Source organism: Nostoc sp. NZL (assembly GCF_015714705.1).
Classification (GTDB): Bacteria; Cyanobacteriota; Cyanobacteriia; order Cyanobacteriales; family Nostocaceae; genus Nostoc; species Nostoc foliaceum_A.
Genome location: NZ_WBKL01000094.1, coordinates 17,057 through 39,872 on the forward strand (window position 1 = coordinate 17,057; position 22,816 = coordinate 39,872).

Genomic DNA, 22,816 nt, shown 5'->3' on the forward strand with positions numbered 1-22,816 from the left:
AAACTTCTTAATGTTTTATTATTTTATTTAAGTGTATATACGTAATTTAAGCATAAATATTAAATAAATAAATTTTTGGATAAATACTATAGCTATGGCGTGGAATCAACCTCAGTATTCCACATGGCGTTCACTATTTTCAATAATAGGGATTGATGGCAAATTTATCCTTTCTAAAGTAGCTTTATTCACAACTGTGTCTCTAAGATTGGCAAGTTATTCTTAAAAGTTTTATCTTTCCAAAAATGGATAGTCAACAGTCAATATTGATTTTGACTATTGACTTTGACTGTTGCTTTCCCTCTGTTTCAAAATTCAACTTATGCAAAATATAAAAACAGAAAGAATGCAATCTTCAAAAGCTTTAATGGTAAGAAGCCTTACAAAAGACTTCTCTTTAAATTCATTTATGGGGATTCTTCGTTTTTAATTTTGAATTCTCCCGTAGAGGTTTGACTCTATAGACCATTCGATGATCTCACAATGGGATTTTCTACAGATTCTCGATATTGTTGGACTTGTTCTGTGTAAGCAATTGGCAGAATAGCTTCAACGTTTTCATGGGGACGAGCAATAATTACCCAGGATTCTAGTGTACCGCCATAAACATTTTCTGCGGCTTCAACACCAGCAGCCATAGCGGCTTTTACTTCAGAAACATCACCACGAATATTAACTGTAAAGCGGGCGCTACCTACTCTGATATAACCAACGAGGGTGACTCGACCAGCTTTTACCATAGCATCTGCTGCTGCTAGCACCGCAGGGAAACCTTTTGTTTCAAGTGCTCCAATTGCCTGTAATGACATTATTAATCTCCTGTATGAATAAACACCGGGGCTACAAATTAATTGTACGAAGCTTCGCTACAGATTTTGATAGCAAAATTAGTTAGAACATGCGGAAAGGTTCTGATGCTTCAGTGAAATGGATTGGTAATATAGTTTCCACATTTTCCGGGGGATTGGGAACGATGTAGTGGGTGATTACTGTACCAACCTTTACTTTTTCTCCAGCTGCGATTCCGGCTTCAACAGCTCTATTTACTTCAGAAACGTGTCCCCGGACAGCGACTAACAAACGAGCGCTTTCGGCTTGACCATAATACACAATTGTGACTGCGGCAGCTTTGACCATTGCATCAGCTGCTGCTAAGACACTAGGAAAACCTAAAGTTTCAATTACGCCAACGGCCATTGGCATGGCATTAGCTCCTGGATTAAGGGATAGGCGATATTAATTGTACGTGGCTTTAGTCCCAATTTTGACATTTTGGAAAACTTTCTTTGATGCTAAAAATTCTAAAAGAGTGGGGATTTGCTGATTCACCACTCACGACTCCCTGTTCTAGAGGTAGTCTGTAGTCTATGGACTAAAATATTGATGTATGTTTCCGAATTTTCTTCCTCAAGCAGTTGGGCAACTGACAGAATCTGCCTCGATCGCACTAGCTCAAAGTATTCAAACAACTGCGATCGCTACTCCTTTAATTAATCAACCAGTTACTACGACCTATGTCAAGCAAGGGAGTGGTGGAACTCCTATTTTATTAATTCATGGCTTTGATAGTTCTGTATTAGAATTTCGGCGGCTTTTGCCACTACTCTCTGGAGATAATGAAACATGGGCAGTCGATTTGTTGGGTTTTGGGTTTACAGATAGACTCTCAGGAATTGCTTATAGCCCAACTGCGATTAAAACCCATCTTTATTATTTCTGGAAAAGCCTGATTAACCAACCTGTAATTTTGGTGGGCGCTTCGATGGGGGGTGCGACTGCAATTGATTTTACGCTGACTTACCCGGAAGTGGTAAAAAAGCTGGTGTTAATTGACAGTGCGGGGTTGGCGGCTGGTTCACCATTAAGTAAATTAATGTTTCCCCCATTGGATTATTTAGCAACTCAATTTTTGAGTAATCTGAAAGTGCGCGATCGCGTTTCCCGCATTGGATATAAAAATCAAAGTCTTGCCTCTGTCGATGCGCTATGTTGTGGCGCATTACACCTACAAATGCCCAGTTGGCATCAAGCTTTGATTACTTTCACTAAAAGTGGTGGTTACAGTGCTTTTAGATTTAAAAAATTATCAGAAATTTTGCAACAGACGCTAATTTTATGGGGTGATTCCGATAAAATTTTGGGTACTAGGGATGCCATGAGGTTTAAAAGAGCAATTCCACACAGTACTCTCGTTTGGATTCAAGATTGTGGTCATCTCCCACATCTGGAACAACCACAAATTACTGCGCAGCATATTTTAGGCTTTCGATAATTGTAGTTGAAATCCAAAAAATCTGATGTAGCTATTGCAATTTGTTGGGTGTAAACGGGAACGCGCTACAAGAGTATAGTTGAGTATCAAGGTAGCGCAACTCTCAACAAGTTTTCTGTAACGCTTATCTGTAAAGTTTTTAACCTATTGCTAATGGCTTTTGTCAGAGCCACTATTTTTCTCTTTAATAGTGTTTTTCTCTTTAATACTGTTACTTTCACAGAATTTTAGGGAACGCAGTTTATTACTTAGTAAGTAGGCTTTATCTGATTGACTGACTCTAGTATACTGTGGCGGAAGTTTGCCTACATTTAACAAGGGGATTTTACCCCTTGTTAAGTCTGATTAATGGTAGTTAGCTGGATTTTGAGCAAGCTGTACTAGTCAAGTAACCACATCTCATTAGAACTCTCAGGATACACATTTGGTTGATTTTGTGGTTGATTTTGAGCTAGTGTTTCTGAAGATCGATGTGATTTTTTGTAGTTAAGTGGATTGTAGTGTTCTTTTACGGGTTTTATAGCACTAGTTTCTTTTACAGCTACAGCAAGTTTAGAATTATCTTCTGCTGTTTGTTTTAAAGCATTAATTTCTTCTATAAGCTTGGAATTCGCTTCTGCTAGTTGCAGTGCTGTTTTTTTGGTTGCGTCAAGTTCTTTTGTTAGCTGTTCTGCTAAGGTTTTTTGTTCCGATGCTAATGTTTTTTGTTTAGTTAATTTTGATTGCAAATCAGCAATTTCTTGTCCAAGAGATGCTTCTTTTTTGTGGCTTGTTTCTAGATTAGTCGTCAACTCTTTAACAGTTGCTTCTAAATCAGCTTTAGTTGGGCTTGTGCGCTTAGTAGAATTTGGCTCAGGTGTTTGTGTTGAGGATTCCTCATCAGATGAAGCCTGTTCTTCAACAATTTTTTCTGCTGTAACTTCAATTGCAGATTCACCTTCTTGGGGTGTAAATTTTTGTGCCTCTTCTTGTAGTAAGTCAGAGAGACTTTGTTTCCTAGCCATTATTATTTTCTCCAATCACGCTGTAATTCATCAGCTGCACGGCGGTAGTCTAACTCCGCCTCCCGTGCATTACTTCCTCGCCATTGACTAATCGCTACACCCTCAAGTGCTGCTCGTTCATGAGCCTTATAGGCACGGATAAAGGTATTACAAGTAGGAATACCTAATCGAGTAAGAGTGTTTTTTGCTTCTACTGCTTCCCCAATACTGCGCGTATCGACTTTGGTAAGCAGTACCCGATGGAGGGTTCCCACGGGGATGACGGCTTCCTTGACTGTTTCCACGAGGATAGCTAAATCCATTGCGGCTGGGGGTGTAGGCAAAACTAGATAATCTGCGATCGCAACTACCGCCACTAATGCTTCAGAGCGCAGCGCGGGAGGCGTATCCACCACTACTAAATCGTAACCTGTTATCTTTCCTAAATCACCTAAAAGTGCGGGATCTGTTTCTTGAGATAAATCAAATCCCATTCCCTGCTGACTGCGCCCAAACCACCAACTGGCAGAACCTTGAATATCTGCGTCAATCAGCAGTACCTTCTTTTTCTTCGCAAAATTTGCAGCCAGATTGACTGCGGTAGTCGTTTTACCGACTCCTCCTTTACCGTTGAGAATAGCGATGATTTTTGGCACTGCTTGGTTCCGATGCGGCCTTATACCATTTTAGATTTTGGATTTTGGATTATGAAAGAGCTAGTGGTTATCGGTTTGGGCGCTCCATTTGTCGAAATCATTTTTTAAATTGCTATTACAAGAATATACCGCTTTGTGTACCCCTAAATAACATGAAAACTCGTAACAATAAAATTCAGAAGCTATCAACTCCACAAACTCCTATGACACCAACTTACAATCTGCCTGATGGGCCTCAAATGCCGCGCTGGTTGCGGATGATCAAGTTTATTGGTCAGCCTGTAAAATATGTGGATGATTTTGCCAAAATCTATGGTGACACTTTCACGATCAGGAGTAGTCGGTCTGATAACCATATTGTGTATTTTAGTCAACCCCAAGCCCTTGAGCAGATTTTTACTGCTGATTCCAGCCATTTTGAGGCTGGCAGGGGAAATATAGGACTAAAATTTTTGCTTGGCGATCGCTCCTTTATGTTAGCGGATGGCGATCGCCACCAGCGCCAACGGCAACTATTAGCCCCTCCGTTTCATGGCGAAAGGATGCGGGCTTATGGTCAGGATATCCAAAAAATAACCCGACAGGTCAGTAATGAATGGCAAATTGGCAAGCCTTTTAATATCCGTGAGTCGATGCAAGAAATCACCTTGCGTGTTATTCTGCGGGTTGTATTTGGTTTAAATGAAGGAGAGCTTTTTGACGAACTGAGGCGATCGCTAAGTGACTTACTAGACTTCATCAGTTCGCCTGTAATGTCCAGCGCCTTCTTTCTCCGGTTTATGCAAAAAGATTTCGGTGCGTGGAGTCCGTGGGGTTGGATTTTGCAACAACGGCAAAAAATTGATCGACTTATTTATGCTTTGCTTCGAGAACGTCGGGCAGAATCTGAGCAAAATCGCCACGATATTCTAAGTTTGATGATGGCTGCTCGTTATGATGATGGTCAAGGGATGTCAGATGAAGAATTACACGACGAGTTGATGACACTGCTAGTTGCGGGACATGAAACTACCGCTTCTGCATTAACATGGGCTTTTTACTGGATTGACCAATTACCAGAGGTGCGTGAGAAGTTGCTACAGGAAATCACCACCATTGAAGTTAACGCCAATTTGAGTAGTGTAGCTAAATTGCCCTATTTGACAGCAGTGTGCCAAGAAACATTGCGAATTTACCCAATTGCCATGACTGCTTTCGTGCGGATTGTGAAGACCCCAATTAAAATTATGGGCTACGAACTGCGAGAGGGAACGGCAATAGTCCCCAGTATTTATTTAGCGCACCACCGGGAAGAAGTTTACCCACAATCCAAGCAGTTCAAACCAGAACGCTTTTTAGAAAGACAATATTCACCATACGAATATTTACCCTTTGGTGGCGGTAATCGTCGCTGTATTGGGATGGCATTTGCCCAGTATGAAATGAAAATTGTCTTGGCAACTGTTTTGTCGGATTTTCAAGTATCGCTAGTGAATAAACGTCCTGTGCGCCCTGTACGCCGTGGGTTAACTATAGCCGCACCGCCCGGAATGCGAATGATTGCAACACCTCAAGTTAAGCGTGCACATACACCAGCTCTAGTTTAGGCAAGTAGGGTGGGGATTTTAATCCCCACCCTACTATCGCGCAATAATTACGAATTACGTTAGCGTAGCGGTAGCGACGTAGGAGCGTCATTACGAATTACGAATTACGAATTATCCTGACTTTCTTGCTTATCGGCGAGTTTTTGATAATGTTCTTTATCGCGGTATTTAATTGTTCTCATCGGTTGATTTCCAACAATTGCTAAAGGTTCAACATTAGTATTTACAACCGTACCAGCCGCCACAATTGCACCATCTCCAATGGAAACTCCCGGAATAATTAGGACATTTCCGCCAATCCAAACATTGCGCCCAATGACAACAGGTTTATGAATATAGACATTATGTTCATAGGGTAAATCATTACTTTGATAGTCGTGGTTGGCGGAGAGGATAACAACATTAAAACCAAGAGTTGTGTTGTCGCCAATTATGATTCCACCACGACCATCTAATAAGACATTAGGACCAATGTAGACTTTGTTCCCCAGAGATACATTTTGCGGATGGTCAATTCTAATATCTCGTTTAAATCGTAGACCAGAGCCACAAAATTTTAATTGACTCTTCAGTTCTTGATGTTTGTAGCGCCTGATTTTGATTTCTATATATTCTCCCCAGCTTACCAGACGAGGCACTAACCATTGTTCCAATAATCGCTCTAATTTATTTGTAATTTTATTTTTGATCTCTTTCATAAAACCTCACGGAAGTTTAGGAACCCTCTGGCTTTCAAGCAGTGAGGAAAAACGACGCGGGTACTTTAGCACCCTTCGCATTTATTAGGTTTCCCCGATTAGAGTTCTTTCTCTTCCTCCGCGTTCCTCTGCGTTAAAAAACAATCTCCTCACTCATCCGCTGTTCCAGCACATCCAATAACCCATCCACATCCTTACCAACTTGCTCAAAACAAATCGGTGGTGCTGGTTCCGGTGCAAACTGAATCAACTTAATTTCACCCTTACCAATACCAATCATCACAACTTCCACTTCCGGCTTGTGATTCTCGACAATTCCCAAAATCTCTTGCAGCCGATTTTCAACTTTAATATTTAAATTTTCTATCTGCTCTTTCGGACAATAAACAAAATGCGGCGTTGGTTGCAAATCAATACCAACAGTACCCTGACTGTCACCATTTGCTAACCACAATCCCCAAAACAGCGCCGCCAACTCTTGCTGATTTGCTTTGACAAACTTATCCAACTGGCGACGCCACTTGGTATCACCTGATTCTGGTTGACTATTACCAAAAAACATAAATAATTCGTAATTCGTAAGGACGCTCGAGGACTCGCTACCGCTACGCTAACGTAATTCGTAATTGAGAGACAAAGAAGGCACGAAAGTTATCTTAAGCCTGATTGTACACGCCAGAGACTAGAGTAAATGCCATCTTTCTCCAACAGTTGCTCATGGGTTCCCGATTCTACTAATTTCCCATGTTCCATGACACAAATGCAATCAGCATTGCACATGGTGGAAGGACGATGATCGATTACCTACGGTAAGCTACGCGATCGCTGGATTGCCGCTTCTGTCTCATTATCCATCGCCGAGGTAACTTCATATAAAACCTAGGGCGGATTTTTCAAGACTGGACGCTACAAACTAATGACAATATAATATTGACTATTTTCGGGGGTGTCTATAATAAAGGAGTTTTTGCCCGCAGGCTCTTTGAGGTTCCGGGTATTATGGTGAATTGCCTACATACCACATCTATGTATGCATCAAAAAATTGTGTATAAGAGTTAAAACTGAATATGGCAATATCTGATATTCTCGAAGAACCACAGCGTCTGAGTCGCTTGTTTAGTGGACTGCGTGGCGATTTTACGGGAGGGCTGACAGCAGCCGTGGTAGCCTTGCCTTTGGCTTTAGCCTTTGCGGTGGCAAGTGGAGTAGAACCAAAAGCTGGACTTTACACCGCTATTGTGGCGGGAATTGTAGCGGCAATTTTTGGTGGTTCGTCAGTACAGATTACAGGGCCAACAGGTGCAATGGCTGTGGTTTTGGTGGGAATTGTCGCCAAGTACGGCATTGAGAAAGTTTGGATTGCTGGGGTGATGGCTGGGATTATCCAGATTGCCTTGGGGGTTGCCAAACTTGGACAACTAGTGAAGTTTATTCCCTATCCAGTGACGGCAGGCTTTACCAATGGTATTGCCGTGATTATATTTTGTGGTCAATTAAATAATTTCTTCGGTTTACAACTAGCGCGTAGCGAACATTTTCTGCCCGGACTTTGGCAAAGTCTAACTCATGTAGAAGCTTTAAACTGGGCTGCTGTTGGGTTGGCAATAGTGGTGATTGCAACCACGGTTTTGTGGCCCAGGATTAATTCTACAATACCGGGTTCTTTAATGGGGTTGGTGTTAGCAACAGCTATCGCTTCTTATTTCCATTTGAATGTACCCACAATTGGCAGCATTCCGCAATCTTTACCGATGCCCCAAGGTATTCCCCACTGGAATGATTTTAGTGTGATTCGGGAACTGATTAATCCAGCTTTGGCTTTAGCAGCACTGGGAAGTATTGAATCGTTGCTGTCGGCGGTGGTGGCTGATGGGATGACAGTGAGCGAAAAACACAATAGCGATCGCGAATTAATTGGTCAAGGGTTAGCAAATATTATTATCCCATTTTTTGGTGGCATACCCGCAACAGGTGCGATCGCTCGGACTGTTGTCAATGTCCGTTCTGGCGGCAAAACCCGACTATCTGGAGTAATTCACGGTGTTGCCTTAGCCATTATTGTTTTAACTTTAGCACCCCTAGCTGCACAGATTCCTTTAGCAGCACTTGCTGGCATTCTGATGGTAGTTAGCGTGCGGATGATTGAGTGGGAAGCCATTGGTTTATTGATGCGTGCTACCTACTCTGACTTTGCAGTGATGATTCTCACCTGGCTAGTAACAATCTTGTTTGACTTAGTTCTCGCTGTCGAAGTGGGATTGATTGCAGCCGGAGCATTGTTTATCAAACGGATGAGCGATTTAAGCCTAGTCAAAATACCTGAAACCGAAGTATTTCCCCCTGGTACTCCTCTGGAATTAGGTAAAGAAATTGCTGTTTATCGGGTAGATGGCCCTGTGTTTTTTGGTGCTGCTGAACGGTTTGCTACCTTTCTCCGCGATGAACCGGAAGTGAAGTATTTAATTCTCCGGTTGCGGTTTGTACCAAATATGGACACAACTGGGTTAGTAGCTTTAGAGGATATTTACCACGATTTGGAACGGCACAATTGCCGCTTAATTCTCACAGGTTTACAACCCGAAGTCCAACAACTACTAGAACGCACAGGATTGTTAAAAACAATTGGATTATCAAATTGTTTTGAAACAACAACAGATGCGATTTGCTCTATCTCTCCTCAGATTCAAGGATGTTCTCTACCTGTAGCGGCTGATTTGAAAACAAAAGAATTGATGGAATTAAATGAATGACGATATTTCGCCAAAAGATAGATACCCGGAAATTGGCGTTTGCGTAGCGTTTCCTAAAGGACAAGGTATTGTTAATGATAGATATTTAGGTGTTTGAACCGTTGCGATCGCTTCCTGTAGTATTAGGCTGAATGACTTTAAGATCAACAAAAATACCTATCATGAGTATTATCGTCTTCGGCAGCATAAATATAGACTTGGTAGCAACAGCACCCAGGTTACCAGTCGCAGGAGAAACGTTACTAGGAGAAAAATTTTTTAAAGTTTCGGGAGGTAAAGGAGCTAATCAAGCCGTAGCATTAGCAAAATTGGGAATTCCTACCCAAATGGTGGGGCGTGTAGGTGCAGACGATTTTGGGGGAGAACTTGTCAACAATTTGCAATCATCTGGTGTGGAGATTGACAATATTTTCGTGGATGAGACTGTTAGTTCTGGAGTCGCCATCATCGCCGTAAATCATGCTGGGGAAAATCAAATTATTGTCATTCCTGGTGCAAATGGGTGTGTCAATCAAGAAGATGTCGAGCGATTGTCCTATTTATTACCAGAAGCGGCAGCACTGCTTTTACAATTAGAAATTCCGATTAATGCCGTGGTTGCAGCCGCTAAAGCCGCCAGAAAAACCAATACCAGGGTAATTCTCGATCCTGCACCTGCACAATCTGATTTTCCAGATGAACTTTACCCGTTAGTGGACATTATTACACCGAATGAAGTTGAAGCCGCGCAGTTAGTGGGTTTTCCTGTGGATGGAGAAGAACTTGCAGCCAAAGCAGCGGGAGTTTTATTACAACGGGGTGTGAAATGTGCGATCGTCAAACTGGGTGCTAAAGGTGTTTTTTGTGCCACTGCTGAGGAGAAGTTTTTTGTACCCGCATTTTCAGTTCATGCAGTTGACACAGTTGCTGCTGGCGATGCTTTTAATGGTGGCTTAACGGCGGCACTTTTTGAAGGACTTTCTTTACATCAAGCAGTTGTTTGGGGTTCAGCAGCCGGTGCTTTGGCGACGACAAAAGCAGGCGCACAAACTTCGCTACCAGATAGGTTTACATTTGATGCGTTTCTGAGGGAAAGGTTTTAGCTGCGATGTCTACGACGGGCTACGCCTACGCAAATTTGATACGATTAGCTTAAAGAACTCCCAAAACAAGATTGTCACCATGAGCAACTCAACTCCAATGGATGACGAGAAAAATCTTCCCAAGAAAAAGGGCAGAACACTACCTCCTAAGCTGATTATCTGGCTGGGAAAGTTTGTCTGGACAACTATGTGGCAGATTATGATGTCAAAGCTTGCTCCTAGCAATCAGTCAGGAGCGTATATTCGTCCTAACAGCCAGTTTCGGAAGTTCGTCGGTAAAGAAGAGGGAAATCCCCACCCACCAGCAGCGGGACGCTACAAACTCTATGTTGGGCTGGGCTGTCCTTGGGCGCACCGAACCCTAGTTGTGCGATCGCTCAAAAAACTCGAAGCGGTAATATCAGTATGTATCGTCTCTCCTTCTCCCATTGAAGGCGGTTGGATATTCAACGAGGAAGAAGAAGGTTGTCACACACTGGCTGAATTTTATCAGCTGGCACAACCTGGTTACAGTGGACGCTCTACAGTTCCAATTTTATGGGATAACCAAACTAAAACTATTGTTAATAATGAGAGTTCAGAGATTATCGTCATGCTGAACTCTGAGTTTAACGAGTTCGCCAACAATCCCACGCTGAATCTTTACCCAGAAGCACTTAAAGAAAAAATTGACTGGTGGAATGAGAAGATTTATCACGCGGTAAATAACGGTGTGTATCGCTGCGGCTTTGCCCAAAGCCAAGAAGCATACAATCAAGCTTGTAACGAACTGTTTGCAACTCTTGATGAGATTGACATTGCATTGCAAACTAGTCGATATCTGTGTGGGGATAATCTCACACTCGCAGATGTCCGTTTATTTACGACGTTATTTCGGTTTGATAGTGCCTACTATGGGTTGTTTAAGTGCAATAGGCAACGAATTCGAGACTATCAAAACCTGGGAGCTTACTTACGTGATTTATATCAGCTTCCTGGTGTAGCTGACACCTGCGATGTAGAAAGTGTGAAGCGGGACTACTACGGGAACCTATTCCCACTCAATCCGGGCGGGATAATTCCCAATGGCCCTGATATGTCTTATCTTTATCAACCACATGGGCGCGATCGCATCAGCACAGTGAATGCTTCATAAGGTACATTGAAAAAGAGGCAAGGGAGCAGGGAGCAGGGGGTAGGGGGAAATGACCCCATCAAGAACTGTTATGGAATGAAAGGGGCAACATGGGCCCAAATCCCCCACTTCTATACTTCTATTAAGTGGTTGTCTTACCATACGGAAAGCTGGCGCAATAGGTAGGATAGAATCCTAATTCTGTTCTATCCCCCCTGCTCCCTGCCCCCTGCTCCCTTGCCCCTTCACTCGATGGCTTCATTCTGGAGTAGATGTAATTGTGAACCAGATTAATCGAGTTGCAATTGTCGGTGGGACTCATGGCAATGAATTTACCGGGGCCTACTTAACCCAAAAATTTGCCCAGTTTCCCGATTTAATTAATAGACCAAGTTTTAAAACAGTCACTCTGTTAGCAAATCCTAATGCTTTTGCAGCAGGGAGGCGATATGTAGAGAAAGATTTAAATCGCTGTTTTCTCAAGCAAGATTTACAAGATCCGACCTTAAACAGTTACGAAGAATTGCAAGCTAAATCAATTCAGAACACCCTAGTATCAAACAGGGATAACCAAGCAGATTTTATCTTAGACTTGCATAGTACTACAGCTAATATGGGTTTGACAATTATTTTGGTAAACAGTCATCCCTTAAACTTGAAATTGGCTGCTTATCTAAGCCAGATTAATCCTTTGGTTAGGGTTTATCGCTGCTCTTTTAAATCAATTGAACAAAACCCATTTGTAAATTCCCTCTGCGAATTAGGCTTTGCAATCGAGGTTGGCCCTATTGCTCAAGGACTCTTAAAAGCAACGCTGTTCCAACAAACAGAGGAACTTGTTTATGCGATTCTCGACTATCTAGAACAGTTTAACCAGGGTGAAATTCTATCAAATAACGAAACATTGATTTTTTACGACCATTTATTAGTTGTGGACTATCCCAAAAAACCGGATGGGACAATCTTTGGAATGATTCATCCAGAGCTTCAGGACAAGGATTATCAAGCCTTAAACCCAGGAGATCCAATTTTTATAACTTTTGATAATAAAACAATTATTTATGAGGGAGCATCTACCGTTTGGCCGATTTTCATTAATGAGGCAGCTTACTACGAAAAGGGAATTGCAATGTGTTTGACTCAGAGGCAGCAAATCAATATCTAGGATGTGGAAAAGATTTTTTGTAGGATCGCTTTTTATTGGAAGTGAGAATAGAAATTGAGCATCTAAATTATCAATAACTTCATATATCTAGCTCCATCGCTAAAACTTATTTATATACGTTTAAATGCGTCTTTGTTATGATATATTGATGACCAGTAATTAAATATCAGGGTAAAAAGTTGTCTAAAGGGTCGATCAAGTTGAGGGCAAAGAAGTGCTGAAAACCCATTATCTAATTCACCGGAAATATCTTTTAGACAAGCAGAATTTGTATACAAATATGGGAAGCTTGTTAGTGTCAATCTAAGCTATGTCTACGAAGGGCTACGCTTACAGAATGCTGCTCTTAAAGTTACTCTTGAATTTGAAAATTAGGAACTGCAAATCTTATGGCTTGAGATTTCTTATAAAAATAGCCCTGAGTCAAAGAAGAAAACTTGACCGATAAAGCCCAAACCTAACATTATATTTACGTTTAAAATTGTCCAAATACTTGAACTCATAATGAAAAGCAAGCGACAACAAAACAAACCAATAGCCAGCCTTTCTTTAGACTTGGATAATATTTGGTCTTATCTAAAAAATCAGGGTGCTCCGGGTTGGGAGACTTTCCCCTCTTACCTGGATATTGCAGTCCCTCGTTTCTTAGAGATTCTCCAGCAATGGGATTTGACAATCACAGTATTCATTGTGGGTCAGGATGCAGCGTTAGAAAAGAACACCAAGTCATTACAAGCGATCGCCAGCGCCGGTCACGAAATTGGCAATCATTCATTTTATCATGATCCTTGGCTACATTTGTATTCAGAGGATGAGATTGAACAAGAGGTGGCCTTAGCCGAACAACATATCAAGCGCGTCACTCATCAACATCCTATCGGCTTTCGGGGGCCTGGATACAGTTTTTCTCCTGCGGTATTGAAAGTCTTAGCACGACGGGGATACGAATATGATGCTTCGACTTTTCCCACATTTTTGGGGCCCATCGCACGAGCATATTATTTGATGACCTGTAAACTGAGTAAGGAAGAACGCAAGAAGCGGGAAGCCCTGTTTGGCGGTTTCAAAGAGGGTTTGCAGCCTCTAAAACCTTACCAGTGGCACATGGGTAAGGATAGACTTACTGAAATTCCCGTTACCACCATGCCAATTTTTAAGGTGCCAATTCACTTTAGTTACATCATGTATCTGAGTACATTTTCTTCGGAAGTGGCGTTACTCTACCTGCGAATTGCCCTGTGGCTATGTAAACTTACTCGTGTGCAGCCTTCTTTGCTACTGCATCCTACAGACTTTGTAAGTCAAGAGGATGTACCAGAACTATCATTCTTCCCTGGAATGAGTGTTCCCACTTACAAAAAGCTGGCAATAGTGAACAAAAGTTTGGAACTTATATCTAGTCAGTTTAATGTTTTGACTGTTGGACAACATGCCAAATCCGTAGCCAGTGCCCGTCAACTGCCTGTATTAGTGCCTCAAAAGAGGTAAAAATATGATCTATGCGATTGAGAAGTCCAATTTGTATCCTTAATTACAGGAAAATTTAACTTTGTTCTGTCTTTGATAAGGAGGAAATAGTGTTGTAAAAACAATAATTTTATGTTTAAAATAGTTCACTATTCCAATGTCTTTATTAAAAACTTCTGGTGATATCCCTTCCCCAGAGGTTATTTTTTTAAGATGGCATGTATATAGTGGTTCTCGTTTACGTAAGGTACACCCGTAGGGGCACGGCATGTTGGACTACACCTTGCGATACTGATGTTGTACCGCATCTGAATAGGAACCGTTATAATCAGATTTTTTAACAATTCTCTAAATTTTGAATAGCAGCCACTTATCTTGAAACCAGCTGACATTTGCTAGCAAGAATGTGTAAAGTAATTGAGAGCCAATCACTATCTCTAATCTTTGACACATCTATCTATGGTTAGAAAAACCCGACGTCTTTTGCTGCTAGTTGTTTCCTGTAGTATAACTGGTGTAATTTTAGGAGGTACTGCTGCTTGGGCAGAAAGTAATCTCTGCTTGGAAGATAGTAAGATTACAAGTGAGTGTCTAACTCAAGATCCAATCCAAAAAACTATTCAAGGAATGAGTGCCGGATTGTTAGCTGGGGCTGGGGCCGCTTGCGGCGCAGCATGGCAGTTACGGCATGAAGATTGAGTTAGGAGTAGCCCTGTGAAGGTGGTGGTAGCCATGCCAAAACCATTTATTTTAGGTTAAATCATTTTTTGCGTAGGCGTAGCCCGCTGTAGGCATCGCCTCCTTAATTTTCCCAAACGATCGTTAGATTATCAATTGCATTGTTGATGCCATATAGAGAATAATCACAGATAAAGCAGCTTTGGCCTCTTCGTGCGAGAGAATAAATATAAAATATGGCGATCGCAATCGATTTTGGTACTAGCAACACAGTCATTGCTCGTTGGAACCCCGTAACCCAGCAGCCAGAAACCCTGACTCTACCAGGTTTATCAATTAAACAAAATCTCAATCCGCCACTGATTCCCAGCTTGGTTTATGTTGAAGACGCAACCCAAAATAAAGTTTTAGTAGGGCAACAAGTACGCGATCGCGGTCTTGACCTCAAAGGCGAAGCGCGATTTTTCCGCAGCTTCAAGCGGGGTATTGGTGCAGATATCCAAGGTTTCTTACCCGAACTCGATGGGCAAATTGTCACCTTTGAACAAGTAGGGCAATGGTTCCTCACCCAAGTAATTGAAGAACTATCGCCCCTGGAAGGTGGGTTAGATTCTCTTGTATTAACCGTACCCGTAGACAGTTTTGAAGCTTATCGTCACTGGTTGGGGAAAGTTTGTCAAGCTCTGCCTGTCGAACAGGTGCGAATGCTAGATGAACCCACAGCAGCCGCCTTGGGTTATGGTTTGGCAGATCAAGAAATTCTCTTGGTGATTGACTTTGGCGGCGGCACCTTGGACTTGTCCCTTGTCCGGTTGGATCAAGGTGGGCAAGCAACCACAAAACCGCTGGGATTTCTTCTCAAGTGGGGTAATAAGTCCCTGGCTGAAGATTCAAAACAAAAAGTTAAAACTGCCCGTGTATTGGCGAAAGCTGGGCAAAATTTAGGTGGTACTGATATTGATAATTGGTTAGTAGATTACTTTGCCAGAACTCAAGAGTTGGCGATAAGTCCGTTGACAACAAGATTGGCAGAACGGGTAAAAATTCAGCTATCAACTCAAAACCAAGCTAGTGAAGTTTATTTTGATGATGAGACATTTGAAAGCTATGAACTGGAACTAAACCGCGATACTTTTGAAAATATCCTCAAAGAACATGCATTTTTTGAGTTACTGGATGAGTCAATGACGACACTGTTGCAGCAAGCAAGACGGCAAGGAATAGAACTTCCAGATATTAATGCAGTTTTGTTAGTTGGTGGGACAGTGCAATTGCCGGCAGTGCAGACATGGATAAAACAGTATTTTGAACCAGAAAAAATCCGTTGCGAACGTCCCTTTGAAGCGATCGCTCAAGGTGCATTACAGTTAGCTCAAGGCGTGCAAATCAAAGACTTTTTGTACCATAGTTATGGTATCCGCTACTGGGATCGTCGCAATCAGCGTCACAAATGGCATTCTCTGATTAAAGCTGGACAAGCATACCCGATGAGTCAGCCAGTGGAATTAGTCTTAGGCGCTTCAGTGGAAAATCAGCCCAGCATTGAACTCATTATGGGAGAATTGGGAGCAGATACGGGTAGTACTGAAGTTTATTTTGATGGCGATCGCTTAATTACTCGCCGTCTAGACAATAGTGAAACCAGTGTTAAACCCCTCAACGATCAAGAAGGTGCCAGGACAATTGCCCAATTGACACCAGCCGGATATCCTGGAAGCGATCGCATCAAAATTCTCTTTCAAGTTGATGATCAACGCTTTTTGCGAATCACCGTTGAAGACTTGTTGACAAATGATACTCTGTTGGAAAATCAACTTGTTGCACAGTTGAGTTAATTAACTAAAAGGATTTAAAAGTGGGATACCGCAGCCATCGGCATCCAAGATGTTGCGCCTTACTAAGGTCAATTGATGAATTTGAGCAGTAGCAGCAATCATCATATCTGCTTGGGTGTGTGTTTTCCCACTTAAATCTTAGTTGATCTCGCAATTCACCGGAGCGCTTGGCAATTTCAATGGTGATGGGCAGTACTTGACAGTAATTTTCCAAAAAGCTCTCGAACCATATTTGAATTCTAGGGTTGGGCTTGGATGTCAGTCCGTAAAATATTTCTTCAACTGCGATGTCTACGACGGGCTACGCCTACGCACTCAGAACTATTGAGGAAACTCTTTCTGCCCATTTCAGTACACAAGAGTTAGGTTATTCAATCCAGTTTCTCAAACTATAAAGTTGATCAACGTTGATTTTAGCCCCGCTGTTTTAGCTATTTCTGGCAGAGATTTTCGTAACATTTCTGAAAGCATTCCCTTCAGGTAAAAATTTGAAGCCTTCAAAATGCCTGTTTTCTCTTTGCCTCTGCCTATCGCGCTTACGCTGCGCTTCTCTTCGAGAGGCTTCTCTTCGAGAGGCTTCGCCAACGCCAACGCGCACCACGCAAATAAATTCTCCAAATCAAAGCGGATTACTATATCTGATAGTTATCATTACATCAAATATATGAATTTCTTGGTTGTACTAATTAATTAAGTCAAAAAAGACATAACCATAATTTAAATATAATAGTCATCATAAATATCAATCTATAGAGTAGAGAAGTTAGGCATAATTTAAGCAGATATATAAGCTTTTACTTATATGTCTAATCTAATATTTATTTAATAATTCCGCTTCATATTTGACAACTTTCACAAAAAAACCTGTACACTAATTTCAATTAGTTCAGGTGATGTCCCTTCGTCACATTACGTCAAGAAATTAAACCAGGGATCCAGGTATACAAGCAAGCCTTTTTTGCAGAAAAATGGCTGATTTTTAATACCTAGATAAAAATGGATAATTTCAGTTAAAGAGCGAGAAAACACGTTGTTATCTTGCCTGATTCTTCATGGTTAAAAAATAAAATTTTTAGTTAAGGAGATGTTATGACAGAATTTTTTAATCAAGTTTCTCGCCGTAAATTTATTGCCACAGCCGCAGCTTCAGCAAGTGCTGTATTCCTGAAAGGTTGTTTAGGAAATCCACCTGAACCTGGTGGTAATGCTGGCGCTTCTACAACATCGTCCGTTCAAGCAGTAGTTAATATTAGCCCAGAACAAAAACCAGAAACCACAAAAGCCAAACTTGGATATATCCCCATTGTTGAATCTGCACCGCTAATTATTGCTAAAGAAAAAGGCTTTTTTGCCAAGTATGGAATGACAGATGTAGAACTTTCTAAGCAAGCTTCGTGGGGGTCAGCAAGAGATAACGTAGAAATTGGTTCTGTTGGAGGTGGTATTGATGGCGGTCAATGGCAAATGCCCATGCCACATTTAATTACAGAAGGTAAAATTACCAAGGGTAATCAACCAATTCCGATGTATGTCTTGGCGCAGTTAATTACACATGGTAACGGAATTGCGATCGCCAACAAGCATTTAGACAAAGGTATTAGCTTAAAACTCGATACTGCTAAACCTTTATTAGCGCAACTCAAATCTTCCACACCCTTCACCGCCGCCTTTACCTTCCCCCATGTTAACCAAGACTTGTGGATTCGTTACTGGTTAGCAGCAAGTGGAATCGACCCAGATGCAGATGTCAAATTGCTGACCGTACCGGCGGCGCAAACCGTCGCCAACATGAAAACCGGCACAATGGATGCTTTCAGCACTGGCGACCCATGGCCATTTCGCCTTGTCAACGACAAAATTGGCTTCATGGCTGCATTAACCGCCGAAATTTGGAAAAATCACCCCGAAGAATATTTTGCCATGAGAGGTGATTGGGTTGACCAAAATCCCAAAGCCACAAAAGCTTTACTCAAAGGCATCATGGAAGCCCAGCAATGGTTAGATAAGTTTGAAAACCGTCAAGAAGCAGCACAAATTCTTGCTGTTAAAAAGTATTTTAGTTTATCTTCACCAGAAGTTCTTGCTGACCCATTCCAAGGTAAATATGACATGGGTGATGGTCGCAAAATTGATGATAAATCAATGGCTGCTTATTATTGGAAAGATGAAAAAGGCAGTGTTTCTTATCCTTACCAAAGTCATGATTTGTGGTTCATGACAGAAAACGTGCGTTGGGGATTTTTGCCCAAAGATTATATAGACAACGGTGCAGCCAAAGCCAAAGAATTAATCAAAAAAGTTAATCGCGAAGATATTTGGAGAGAAGCTGCTAAAGAATTAGGAGTGCCTGCTGCTGACATCCCCACCAGTACGTCTCGTGGAGTAGAAGAATTTTTTGATGGCGTGAAATTCGACCCAGAGAAGCCAGAAGAATATCTCAAAAGTCTGAAAATAAAAAAAGCCAGCGTTTAATCATTAGTCATTAATAAATTTGAGGAAACATCCATGATTTTAGCCCAAAAACGTTCCACAAGCCCTAAATTTGATAATAGCTTTTTATCAAGTTTGCAAAAGCAATTTCCTAATCTTGTTCCTCCTGCGACTGCGTTACTTATCTTTCTAGTTATTTGGCAATTATTTTCTTGGACTCCAGGTGCTACATTACCTGGGCCAATCCAAGTTATTCAAGATACCTGGATATTGATTTTGTATCCCTTCTATGACAAAGGAGGAACTGACAAAGGTCTTTTTTGGCAGATTCTTGCTAGTCTGCAACGGGTTGCTATTAGTTATACCTTAGCGGCGATTGTTGGTATTGGCTTGGGTGTTTTGATTGGTGTGAATAAAACCATGTCTAAGGCTTTAGATCCTCTATTTCAGTTACTAAGAACTGTACCTCCTTTAGCTTGGGTTCCTATTTCCTTAGCAGCTTTACGCCAAAACGAACCAGCAGCATTATTCGTAATTTTCATCACTGCAATTTGGCCGATCCTAATTAATACTGCGGTGGGTGTAACTCAAATCCCCCAAGATTACAACAACGTTGCCAAAGTTCTGCAATTAAGCCGCAAAGAATACTTTCTCAACATTCTTATTCCCTCAGCACTACCATACATTTTTACTGGTTTAAGAATTGCCATTGGTTTGGCTTGGTTAGCGATTATCGCAGCAGAAATCGTCATGTCAGGTATTGTGGGAATTGGCTTTTTTATCTGGGATGCTTATCAAAATAACAACGTCAGCGAAGTTATTTTAGCTCTAGTTTATATCGGTGTTGTTGGTTTAATACTAGATAAACTAATGGCTGCGCTACAAAACTGGATTTTACCTACTGAACAAAAGTAGGAATCGGAGGCTGGGGACTGGTCAAACTATTAGCAATCAACCATCCCCAATATTTAATTTTGAACTTTGAATTTTGATTTTGAATCTTGAATTGAAACCTATGTCTATATTTGTTGCAGTTGACCGAATTGATAAAGTTTTTGAATTAAGCGGTGGTGGACAATATATTGCCCTCAAAGGTATTGATTTACAAATTAGAAAAGGCGAATTTGTTTCTCTTATCGGTCACTCCGGTTGCGGTAAATCCACTCTTTTAAACATGATTGCCGGGTTAGACTTACCAACAGAAGGTCTTGTGACTTTGGAAGGGCAAAAAATCACCAAACCAGGGCCCGATCGCATGGTGGTTTTCCAAAATTATTCTCTCTTACCTTGGCGGACAGTCAGAGAAAATATTGCCTTGGCTGTAGATTCAGTCTTAAATGGAATGCCAGCAGCTGAACGTAAAGCCATAGTCGAAAAACATATAGATATGGTGGGTTTGCGTCCCCATGCTGATAAACAACCGGGAATGTTATCAGGTGGACAAAAACAACGGGTAGCGATCGCTCGCGCTTTAGCGATTCGTCCTAAACTACTACTATTAGACGAACCCTTCGGTGCATTAGACGCGCTGACTCGTGGTAACTTGCAAGAACAATTAATGCAAATTTGCGAAGAAAACCAAGTTACCGCAGTTATGGTGACACACGACGTAGACGAAGCGGTGTTGTTATCTGACAGAATTGTGATGTTAACCAACGGCCCACAATCAAAAATTGGTGACATTTTAGAAGTCGATATTCCCAGACCCCGCAAACGCATGGAAGTAGTAGAACATCCCAGTTACTACAGCTTGCGGAGTGAAATGATTTACTTCCTCAACCAACAAAAACGCATCAAAAAAATTCGGGCGAGAAAAACCACCGCGATCACCCGTCATGGGTTAGAAAAAGTTAATTTAGATATTGGCTTCTTACCTCTCACCGCTTGCGCCCCCCTAGCTATAGCCAAAGAAAAAGGCTTTTTCGTCAAACATGGCTTAGATGAAGTTAACTTAGTCCGAGAAAGCAGTTGGCGGGGAATTGTGGATGGGATGACAGGTGGTTATTTAGATGCAGCACAAATGCCATCAGGAATGCCAATGTGGTTAAGTTTGGGAGGGCATAAAAATGAACCCTTACCCGTTGTCACCGCCCTGACTATGACGCGCAACGGTAACGCCATCACCTTAGCCAAACGCTTTTACGATCAAGGTGTACACAGCTTATCCGACTTCAAAAATTACCTTCTCAAAACCCGCGAACAACAACATAGAATGGGCGTAGTGCATCCTGCATCCATGCACAACTTATTGCTACGTTATTGGTTAGCAGCAGGTGGAATTGACCCCGACAATGATGTGGCTATGAAAAATATCCCGCCCGCCCAGATGGTAGTAGACTTAAAAGGTGCAACCATTGACGGTTATTGCGTCGGCGAACCTTGGAATTATCGCGCGGCGTTAGAAGGTTCAGGCTTTACCATTGCTACCGACTTAGAAGTTTGGTTAGGGCACCCCGGTAAAGTTCTGGGTGTGCGAGAAGATTGGGCAGAAACTTATCCTAATACCCATATTGCTTTAACCAAAGCCTTACTAGAAGCTTGCCAATATTGTGCAAATCCTGCCAATGCCCAAGAAATTCGGCAAATTTTAGCAAGTCGGGAATATGTCAGCACAGATATTCAGTATATCCAAATTGAAGATGTCAATGGCGCTACCTGTGACTTAGACCATCCGATGCGCGAGTATGCCCATCACCAATTTTATTCTGAGTCTGCTATTAACCGTCCCAGTCGAACTGAACAAATTTGGATTATGACTCAATTGGCGCGTTGGGGTGACACTCCTTTCCCTAGAAATTGGGTAGAAATTGTTGAACGAGTTTGTCGAGTTCGTGTTTTCAGTACTGCTGCTAGAGAATTGGGTTTAGATATTAGTTACACCCGGCAACCTATTCAACTATTTGATGGTAAACCCTTCAACGCCGACGATCCAATTAGTTATCTTAACGGTTTAGAAATTAAACGCGATTTTTCCATAGCCGAAGTTGTTCTAGATGCACCCAGAAGAACAGCAGCTTAATCAATTCAAAACTCATAATTCATAATTCAAAATGCAAAATCGCAACTTAAGAAATACCAACACCGCTACAAGCACAATTAGCCGTCAGCCTTTCCTAGAAATTAAGGATGTTTCCAAAGTTTATCCCACCAAGAAAGGGCCATTTACCGTCCTTGATGGTGTTAACCTCAACGTTGAACAAGGTGAATTTCTTTGCGTTATCGGCCACTCTGGCTGTGGTAAATCGACGCTGTTAAATATGGTTTCTGGTTTTAACTTTCCCACATCTGGACAAGTGCTATTAGAAGGAGAACCAATTACCAAGCCTGGCCCAGATAGAATGGTTGTGTTCCAAAACTATGCGTTATTACCTTGGCGGACTGCATTTGAAAATATTTATCTGGCTGTAAATGCAGTTTACCCCACCAAGCCAGAAGCAGAAAAACGGGCAATTGTCCGGGAACATTTGGCAATGGTGGGATTAGGTGATGCAATGGAAAAGAAGCCCATGCAAATGTCTGGGGGGATGAGACAGCGGGTTTCTATTGCCCGTGCTTTGGCTATTCGTCCCAAGGTGCTGATTTTAGATGAACCTTTTGGGGCGCTAGATGCGATTACCAAGGAAGAATTACAGGAAGAATTGCTGAAAATCTGGGGTGATAATCGTTGTACTGTGCTGATGATTACCCATGATATTGATGAGGCGCTATTTTTGGCAGATAAATTGGTGATGATGACTAATGGGCCTCATGCGAAAATTGGGGAAGTGATGGAAATTCCCTTTGCAAGACCACGCGATCGCGCCCGCATCATGGAAGATCCTCAATATTACCAACTCCGTAACTATGCGTTAGACTTCTTGTTTAATCGCTTTGCCCATGATGATGTAGGTTAATATACCTGGGGCGTACAGATGTCAATAAGAGGCAGGGGAGCAGGGAGCAGGGAGCAGGGGGGAAGATTGGACGGAGCTTGTACTCCGACCAATCAAGAAGTCTTAGAAAGACGGGGCTTGATACCCATGTTCCGCTCCGCTTCACGGCAACTCTTGGAGACGCTGCGCGAACGGGGCTTTCTATTGCTCCCCCTGCCCCCTGCCCC

21 protein-coding genes and 1 pseudogene are annotated in these 22,816 nt (G+C 41.9%); 14 read left to right on the forward strand and 8 right to left on the reverse strand.

What is annotated here, in order from left to right; genetic code table 11:
- Nucleotides 1-458 precede the first annotated feature (458 nt).
- Complete coding sequence (locus F8R90_RS13415) at nucleotides 459-809, reverse strand: carbon dioxide-concentrating mechanism protein CcmK (protein ID WP_100899978.1); 351 nt, start codon at nucleotides 807-809, stop codon at nucleotides 459-461.
- A gap of 82 nt (nucleotides 810-891) precedes the next feature.
- Nucleotides 892-1,203, reverse strand: a complete 312-nt coding sequence (locus F8R90_RS13420; protein ID WP_196511160.1) for a BMC domain-containing protein — start codon at nucleotides 1,201-1,203, stop codon at nucleotides 892-894.
- A gap of 184 nt (nucleotides 1,204-1,387) precedes the next feature.
- Between F8R90_RS13420 and F8R90_RS13425 the strand changes: the two genes are divergently transcribed.
- Nucleotides 1,388-2,272: an alpha/beta fold hydrolase gene (locus F8R90_RS13425; RefSeq protein ID WP_196511161.1), complete on the forward strand. Its 885-nt coding sequence runs from the start codon at nucleotides 1,388-1,390 to the stop codon at nucleotides 2,270-2,272.
- 380 nt (nucleotides 2,273-2,652) lie between these two features.
- On the opposite strand, the gene F8R90_RS13430 is transcribed toward F8R90_RS13425, so the two are convergent.
- Nucleotides 2,653-3,291 carry a hypothetical protein gene (locus tag F8R90_RS13430; protein ID WP_331000650.1) on the reverse strand — a complete coding sequence of 213 codons (639 nt, stop codon included), beginning with the start codon at nucleotides 3,289-3,291 and terminating at the stop codon, nucleotides 2,653-2,655.
- On the reverse strand, nucleotides 3,279-3,911 hold the full coding sequence (locus tag F8R90_RS13435) for a ParA family protein (protein ID WP_190890864.1): 633 nt from the start codon (nucleotides 3,909-3,911) through the stop codon (nucleotides 3,279-3,281). The genes F8R90_RS13430 and F8R90_RS13435 overlap by 13 nt, the downstream gene beginning before the upstream one ends.
- 203 nt (nucleotides 3,912-4,114) lie before the next feature.
- Here F8R90_RS13435 and F8R90_RS13440 point away from each other — a divergent pair, with 203 nt between their 5' ends.
- A complete protein-coding gene (locus tag F8R90_RS13440) occupies nucleotides 4,115-5,497 on the forward strand; it encodes a cytochrome P450 (protein ID WP_196511178.1) in 1,383 nt (460 codons plus the stop codon).
- A 104-nt stretch (nucleotides 5,498-5,601) separates the two neighbouring features.
- Here the strand turns inward: F8R90_RS13440 and F8R90_RS13445 are convergent, their stop codons facing one another.
- The 3 genes and pseudogenes from F8R90_RS13445 to F8R90_RS32850 all read right to left on the reverse strand — a co-directional run.
- Nucleotides 5,602-6,195: an acyltransferase gene (locus tag F8R90_RS13445; protein ID WP_196511162.1), complete on the reverse strand. Its 594-nt coding sequence runs from the start codon at nucleotides 6,193-6,195 to the stop codon at nucleotides 5,602-5,604.
- 133 nt (nucleotides 6,196-6,328) lie between these two features.
- On the reverse strand, nucleotides 6,329-6,757 hold the full coding sequence (gene ccmS, locus F8R90_RS13450; protein ID WP_196511163.1) for a beta-carboxysome assembly chaperone CcmS: 429 nt from the start codon (nucleotides 6,755-6,757) through the stop codon (nucleotides 6,329-6,331).
- An 89-nt stretch (nucleotides 6,758-6,846) separates the two neighbouring features.
- Nucleotides 6,847-7,101, reverse strand: a pseudogene (locus F8R90_RS32850) (ABC transporter); the annotation flags it as partial.
- A gap of 162 nt (nucleotides 7,102-7,263) precedes the next feature.
- Here F8R90_RS32850 and F8R90_RS13455 point away from each other — a divergent pair.
- From F8R90_RS13455 to F8R90_RS13485, 7 genes are all read left to right on the forward strand, one after another.
- Entirely contained in the window at nucleotides 7,264-8,946 is a 1,683-nt protein-coding gene (locus F8R90_RS13455) for a SulP family inorganic anion transporter (protein ID WP_196511164.1), read from the forward strand.
- Nucleotides 8,947-9,107: 161 nt separating this feature from the next.
- Entirely contained in the window at nucleotides 9,108-10,028 is a 921-nt protein-coding gene (rbsK, locus tag F8R90_RS13460; RefSeq protein WP_196511165.1) for a ribokinase, read from the forward strand.
- Nucleotides 10,029-10,107: 79 nt separating this feature from the next.
- Complete coding sequence (locus F8R90_RS13465) at nucleotides 10,108-11,163, forward strand: glutathione S-transferase family protein (RefSeq protein ID WP_196511166.1); 1,056 nt, start codon at nucleotides 10,108-10,110, stop codon at nucleotides 11,161-11,163.
- 259 nt (nucleotides 11,164-11,422) lie between these two features.
- The gene (locus tag F8R90_RS13470; RefSeq protein ID WP_196511167.1) at nucleotides 11,423-12,307 is read left to right on the forward strand and encodes an aspartoacylase; all 885 of its coding nucleotides are present in this window, start codon (nucleotides 11,423-11,425) and stop codon (nucleotides 12,305-12,307) included.
- A 504-nt stretch (nucleotides 12,308-12,811) separates the two neighbouring features.
- The gene (locus F8R90_RS13475; RefSeq protein WP_196511168.1) at nucleotides 12,812-13,795 is read left to right on the forward strand and encodes a polysaccharide deacetylase family protein; all 984 of its coding nucleotides are present in this window, start codon (nucleotides 12,812-12,814) and stop codon (nucleotides 13,793-13,795) included.
- Between the two features lie 438 nt (nucleotides 13,796-14,233).
- Nucleotides 14,234-14,473 (forward strand): hypothetical protein, encoded by a 240-nt coding sequence (locus F8R90_RS13480; RefSeq protein ID WP_196511169.1) that lies wholly within the window; start codon nucleotides 14,234-14,236, stop codon nucleotides 14,471-14,473.
- A gap of 215 nt (nucleotides 14,474-14,688) precedes the next feature.
- Nucleotides 14,689-16,287, forward strand: coding sequence for an Hsp70 family protein (locus F8R90_RS13485; RefSeq protein WP_196511170.1), 1,599 nt, complete (start codon nucleotides 14,689-14,691; stop codon nucleotides 16,285-16,287).
- On the opposite strand, the gene F8R90_RS32855 is transcribed toward F8R90_RS13485, so the two are convergent.
- Complete coding sequence (locus F8R90_RS32855; protein WP_230966294.1) at nucleotides 16,288-16,392, reverse strand: plasmid stability protein stbB; 105 nt, start codon at nucleotides 16,390-16,392, stop codon at nucleotides 16,288-16,290.
- A gap of 984 nt (nucleotides 16,393-17,376) precedes the next feature.
- Here F8R90_RS32855 and F8R90_RS13495 point away from each other — a divergent pair.
- From F8R90_RS13495 to F8R90_RS32860, 5 genes are all read left to right on the forward strand, one after another.
- Nucleotides 17,377-18,759 carry a CmpA/NrtA family ABC transporter substrate-binding protein gene (locus F8R90_RS13495; protein WP_196511171.1) on the forward strand — a complete coding sequence of 461 codons (1,383 nt, stop codon included), beginning with the start codon at nucleotides 17,377-17,379 and terminating at the stop codon, nucleotides 18,757-18,759.
- 33 nt (nucleotides 18,760-18,792) lie between these two features.
- Entirely contained in the window at nucleotides 18,793-19,632 is an 840-nt protein-coding gene (gene ntrB / locus F8R90_RS13500; protein ID WP_196511172.1) for a nitrate ABC transporter permease, read from the forward strand.
- 100 nt (nucleotides 19,633-19,732) lie between these two features.
- A complete protein-coding gene (locus F8R90_RS13505) occupies nucleotides 19,733-21,736 on the forward strand; it encodes an ABC transporter ATP-binding/substrate-binding protein (RefSeq protein ID WP_196511173.1) in 2,004 nt (667 codons plus the stop codon).
- Between the two features lie 31 nt (nucleotides 21,737-21,767).
- The gene (locus F8R90_RS13510) at nucleotides 21,768-22,610 is read left to right on the forward strand and encodes a nitrate ABC transporter ATP-binding protein (RefSeq protein WP_196511174.1); all 843 of its coding nucleotides are present in this window, start codon (nucleotides 21,768-21,770) and stop codon (nucleotides 22,608-22,610) included.
- An 18-nt stretch (nucleotides 22,611-22,628) separates the two neighbouring features.
- Nucleotides 22,629-22,816, forward strand: a 188-nt coding sequence (locus F8R90_RS32860; protein WP_230966295.1) for a hypothetical protein, incomplete at its 3' end; no start/stop codon positions are given.

Excerpts from the sequence above, each read along its gene's own strand:
- F8R90_RS13415 (WP_100899978.1), bottom strand. The coding sequence starts at position 809 with ATGTCATTACAGGCAATTGGAGCACTTGAAACAAAAGGTTTCCCTGCG.
- F8R90_RS13455 (WP_196511164.1), top strand. The coding sequence starts at position 7,264 with ATGGCAATATCTGATATTCTCGAAGAACCACAGCGTCTGAGTCGCTTG.
- F8R90_RS13420 (WP_196511160.1), bottom strand. The coding sequence starts at position 1,203 with ATGCCAATGGCCGTTGGCGTAATTGAAACTTTAGGTTTTCCTAGTGTC.
- ntrB (WP_196511172.1), top strand. The coding sequence starts at position 18,793 with ATGATTTTAGCCCAAAAACGTTCCACAAGCCCTAAATTTGATAATAGC.
- F8R90_RS13465 (WP_196511166.1), top strand. The coding sequence starts at position 10,108 with ATGAGCAACTCAACTCCAATGGATGACGAGAAAAATCTTCCCAAGAAA.
- F8R90_RS13475 (WP_196511168.1), top strand. The coding sequence starts at position 12,812 with ATGAAAAGCAAGCGACAACAAAACAAACCAATAGCCAGCCTTTCTTTA.
- F8R90_RS13445 (WP_196511162.1), bottom strand. The coding sequence starts at position 6,195 with ATGAAAGAGATCAAAAATAAAATTACAAATAAATTAGAGCGATTATTG.
- F8R90_RS13440 (WP_196511178.1), top strand. The coding sequence starts at position 4,115 with ATGACACCAACTTACAATCTGCCTGATGGGCCTCAAATGCCGCGCTGG.
- F8R90_RS13425 (WP_196511161.1), top strand. The coding sequence starts at position 1,388 with ATGTTTCCGAATTTTCTTCCTCAAGCAGTTGGGCAACTGACAGAATCT.
- ccmS (WP_196511163.1), bottom strand. The coding sequence starts at position 6,757 with ATGTTTTTTGGTAATAGTCAACCAGAATCAGGTGATACCAAGTGGCGT.
- F8R90_RS13495 (WP_196511171.1), top strand. The coding sequence starts at position 17,377 with ATGACAGAATTTTTTAATCAAGTTTCTCGCCGTAAATTTATTGCCACA.
- F8R90_RS13505 (WP_196511173.1), top strand. The coding sequence starts at position 19,733 with ATGTCTATATTTGTTGCAGTTGACCGAATTGATAAAGTTTTTGAATTA.
- F8R90_RS13510 (WP_196511174.1), top strand. The coding sequence starts at position 21,768 with ATGCAAAATCGCAACTTAAGAAATACCAACACCGCTACAAGCACAATT.
- rbsK (WP_196511165.1), top strand. The coding sequence starts at position 9,108 with ATGAGTATTATCGTCTTCGGCAGCATAAATATAGACTTGGTAGCAACA.
- F8R90_RS13480 (WP_196511169.1), top strand. The coding sequence starts at position 14,234 with ATGGTTAGAAAAACCCGACGTCTTTTGCTGCTAGTTGTTTCCTGTAGT.
- F8R90_RS32855 (WP_230966294.1), bottom strand. The coding sequence starts at position 16,392 with ATGATGATTGCTGCTACTGCTCAAATTCATCAATTGACCTTAGTAAGG.
- F8R90_RS13485 (WP_196511170.1), top strand. The coding sequence starts at position 14,689 with ATGGCGATCGCAATCGATTTTGGTACTAGCAACACAGTCATTGCTCGT.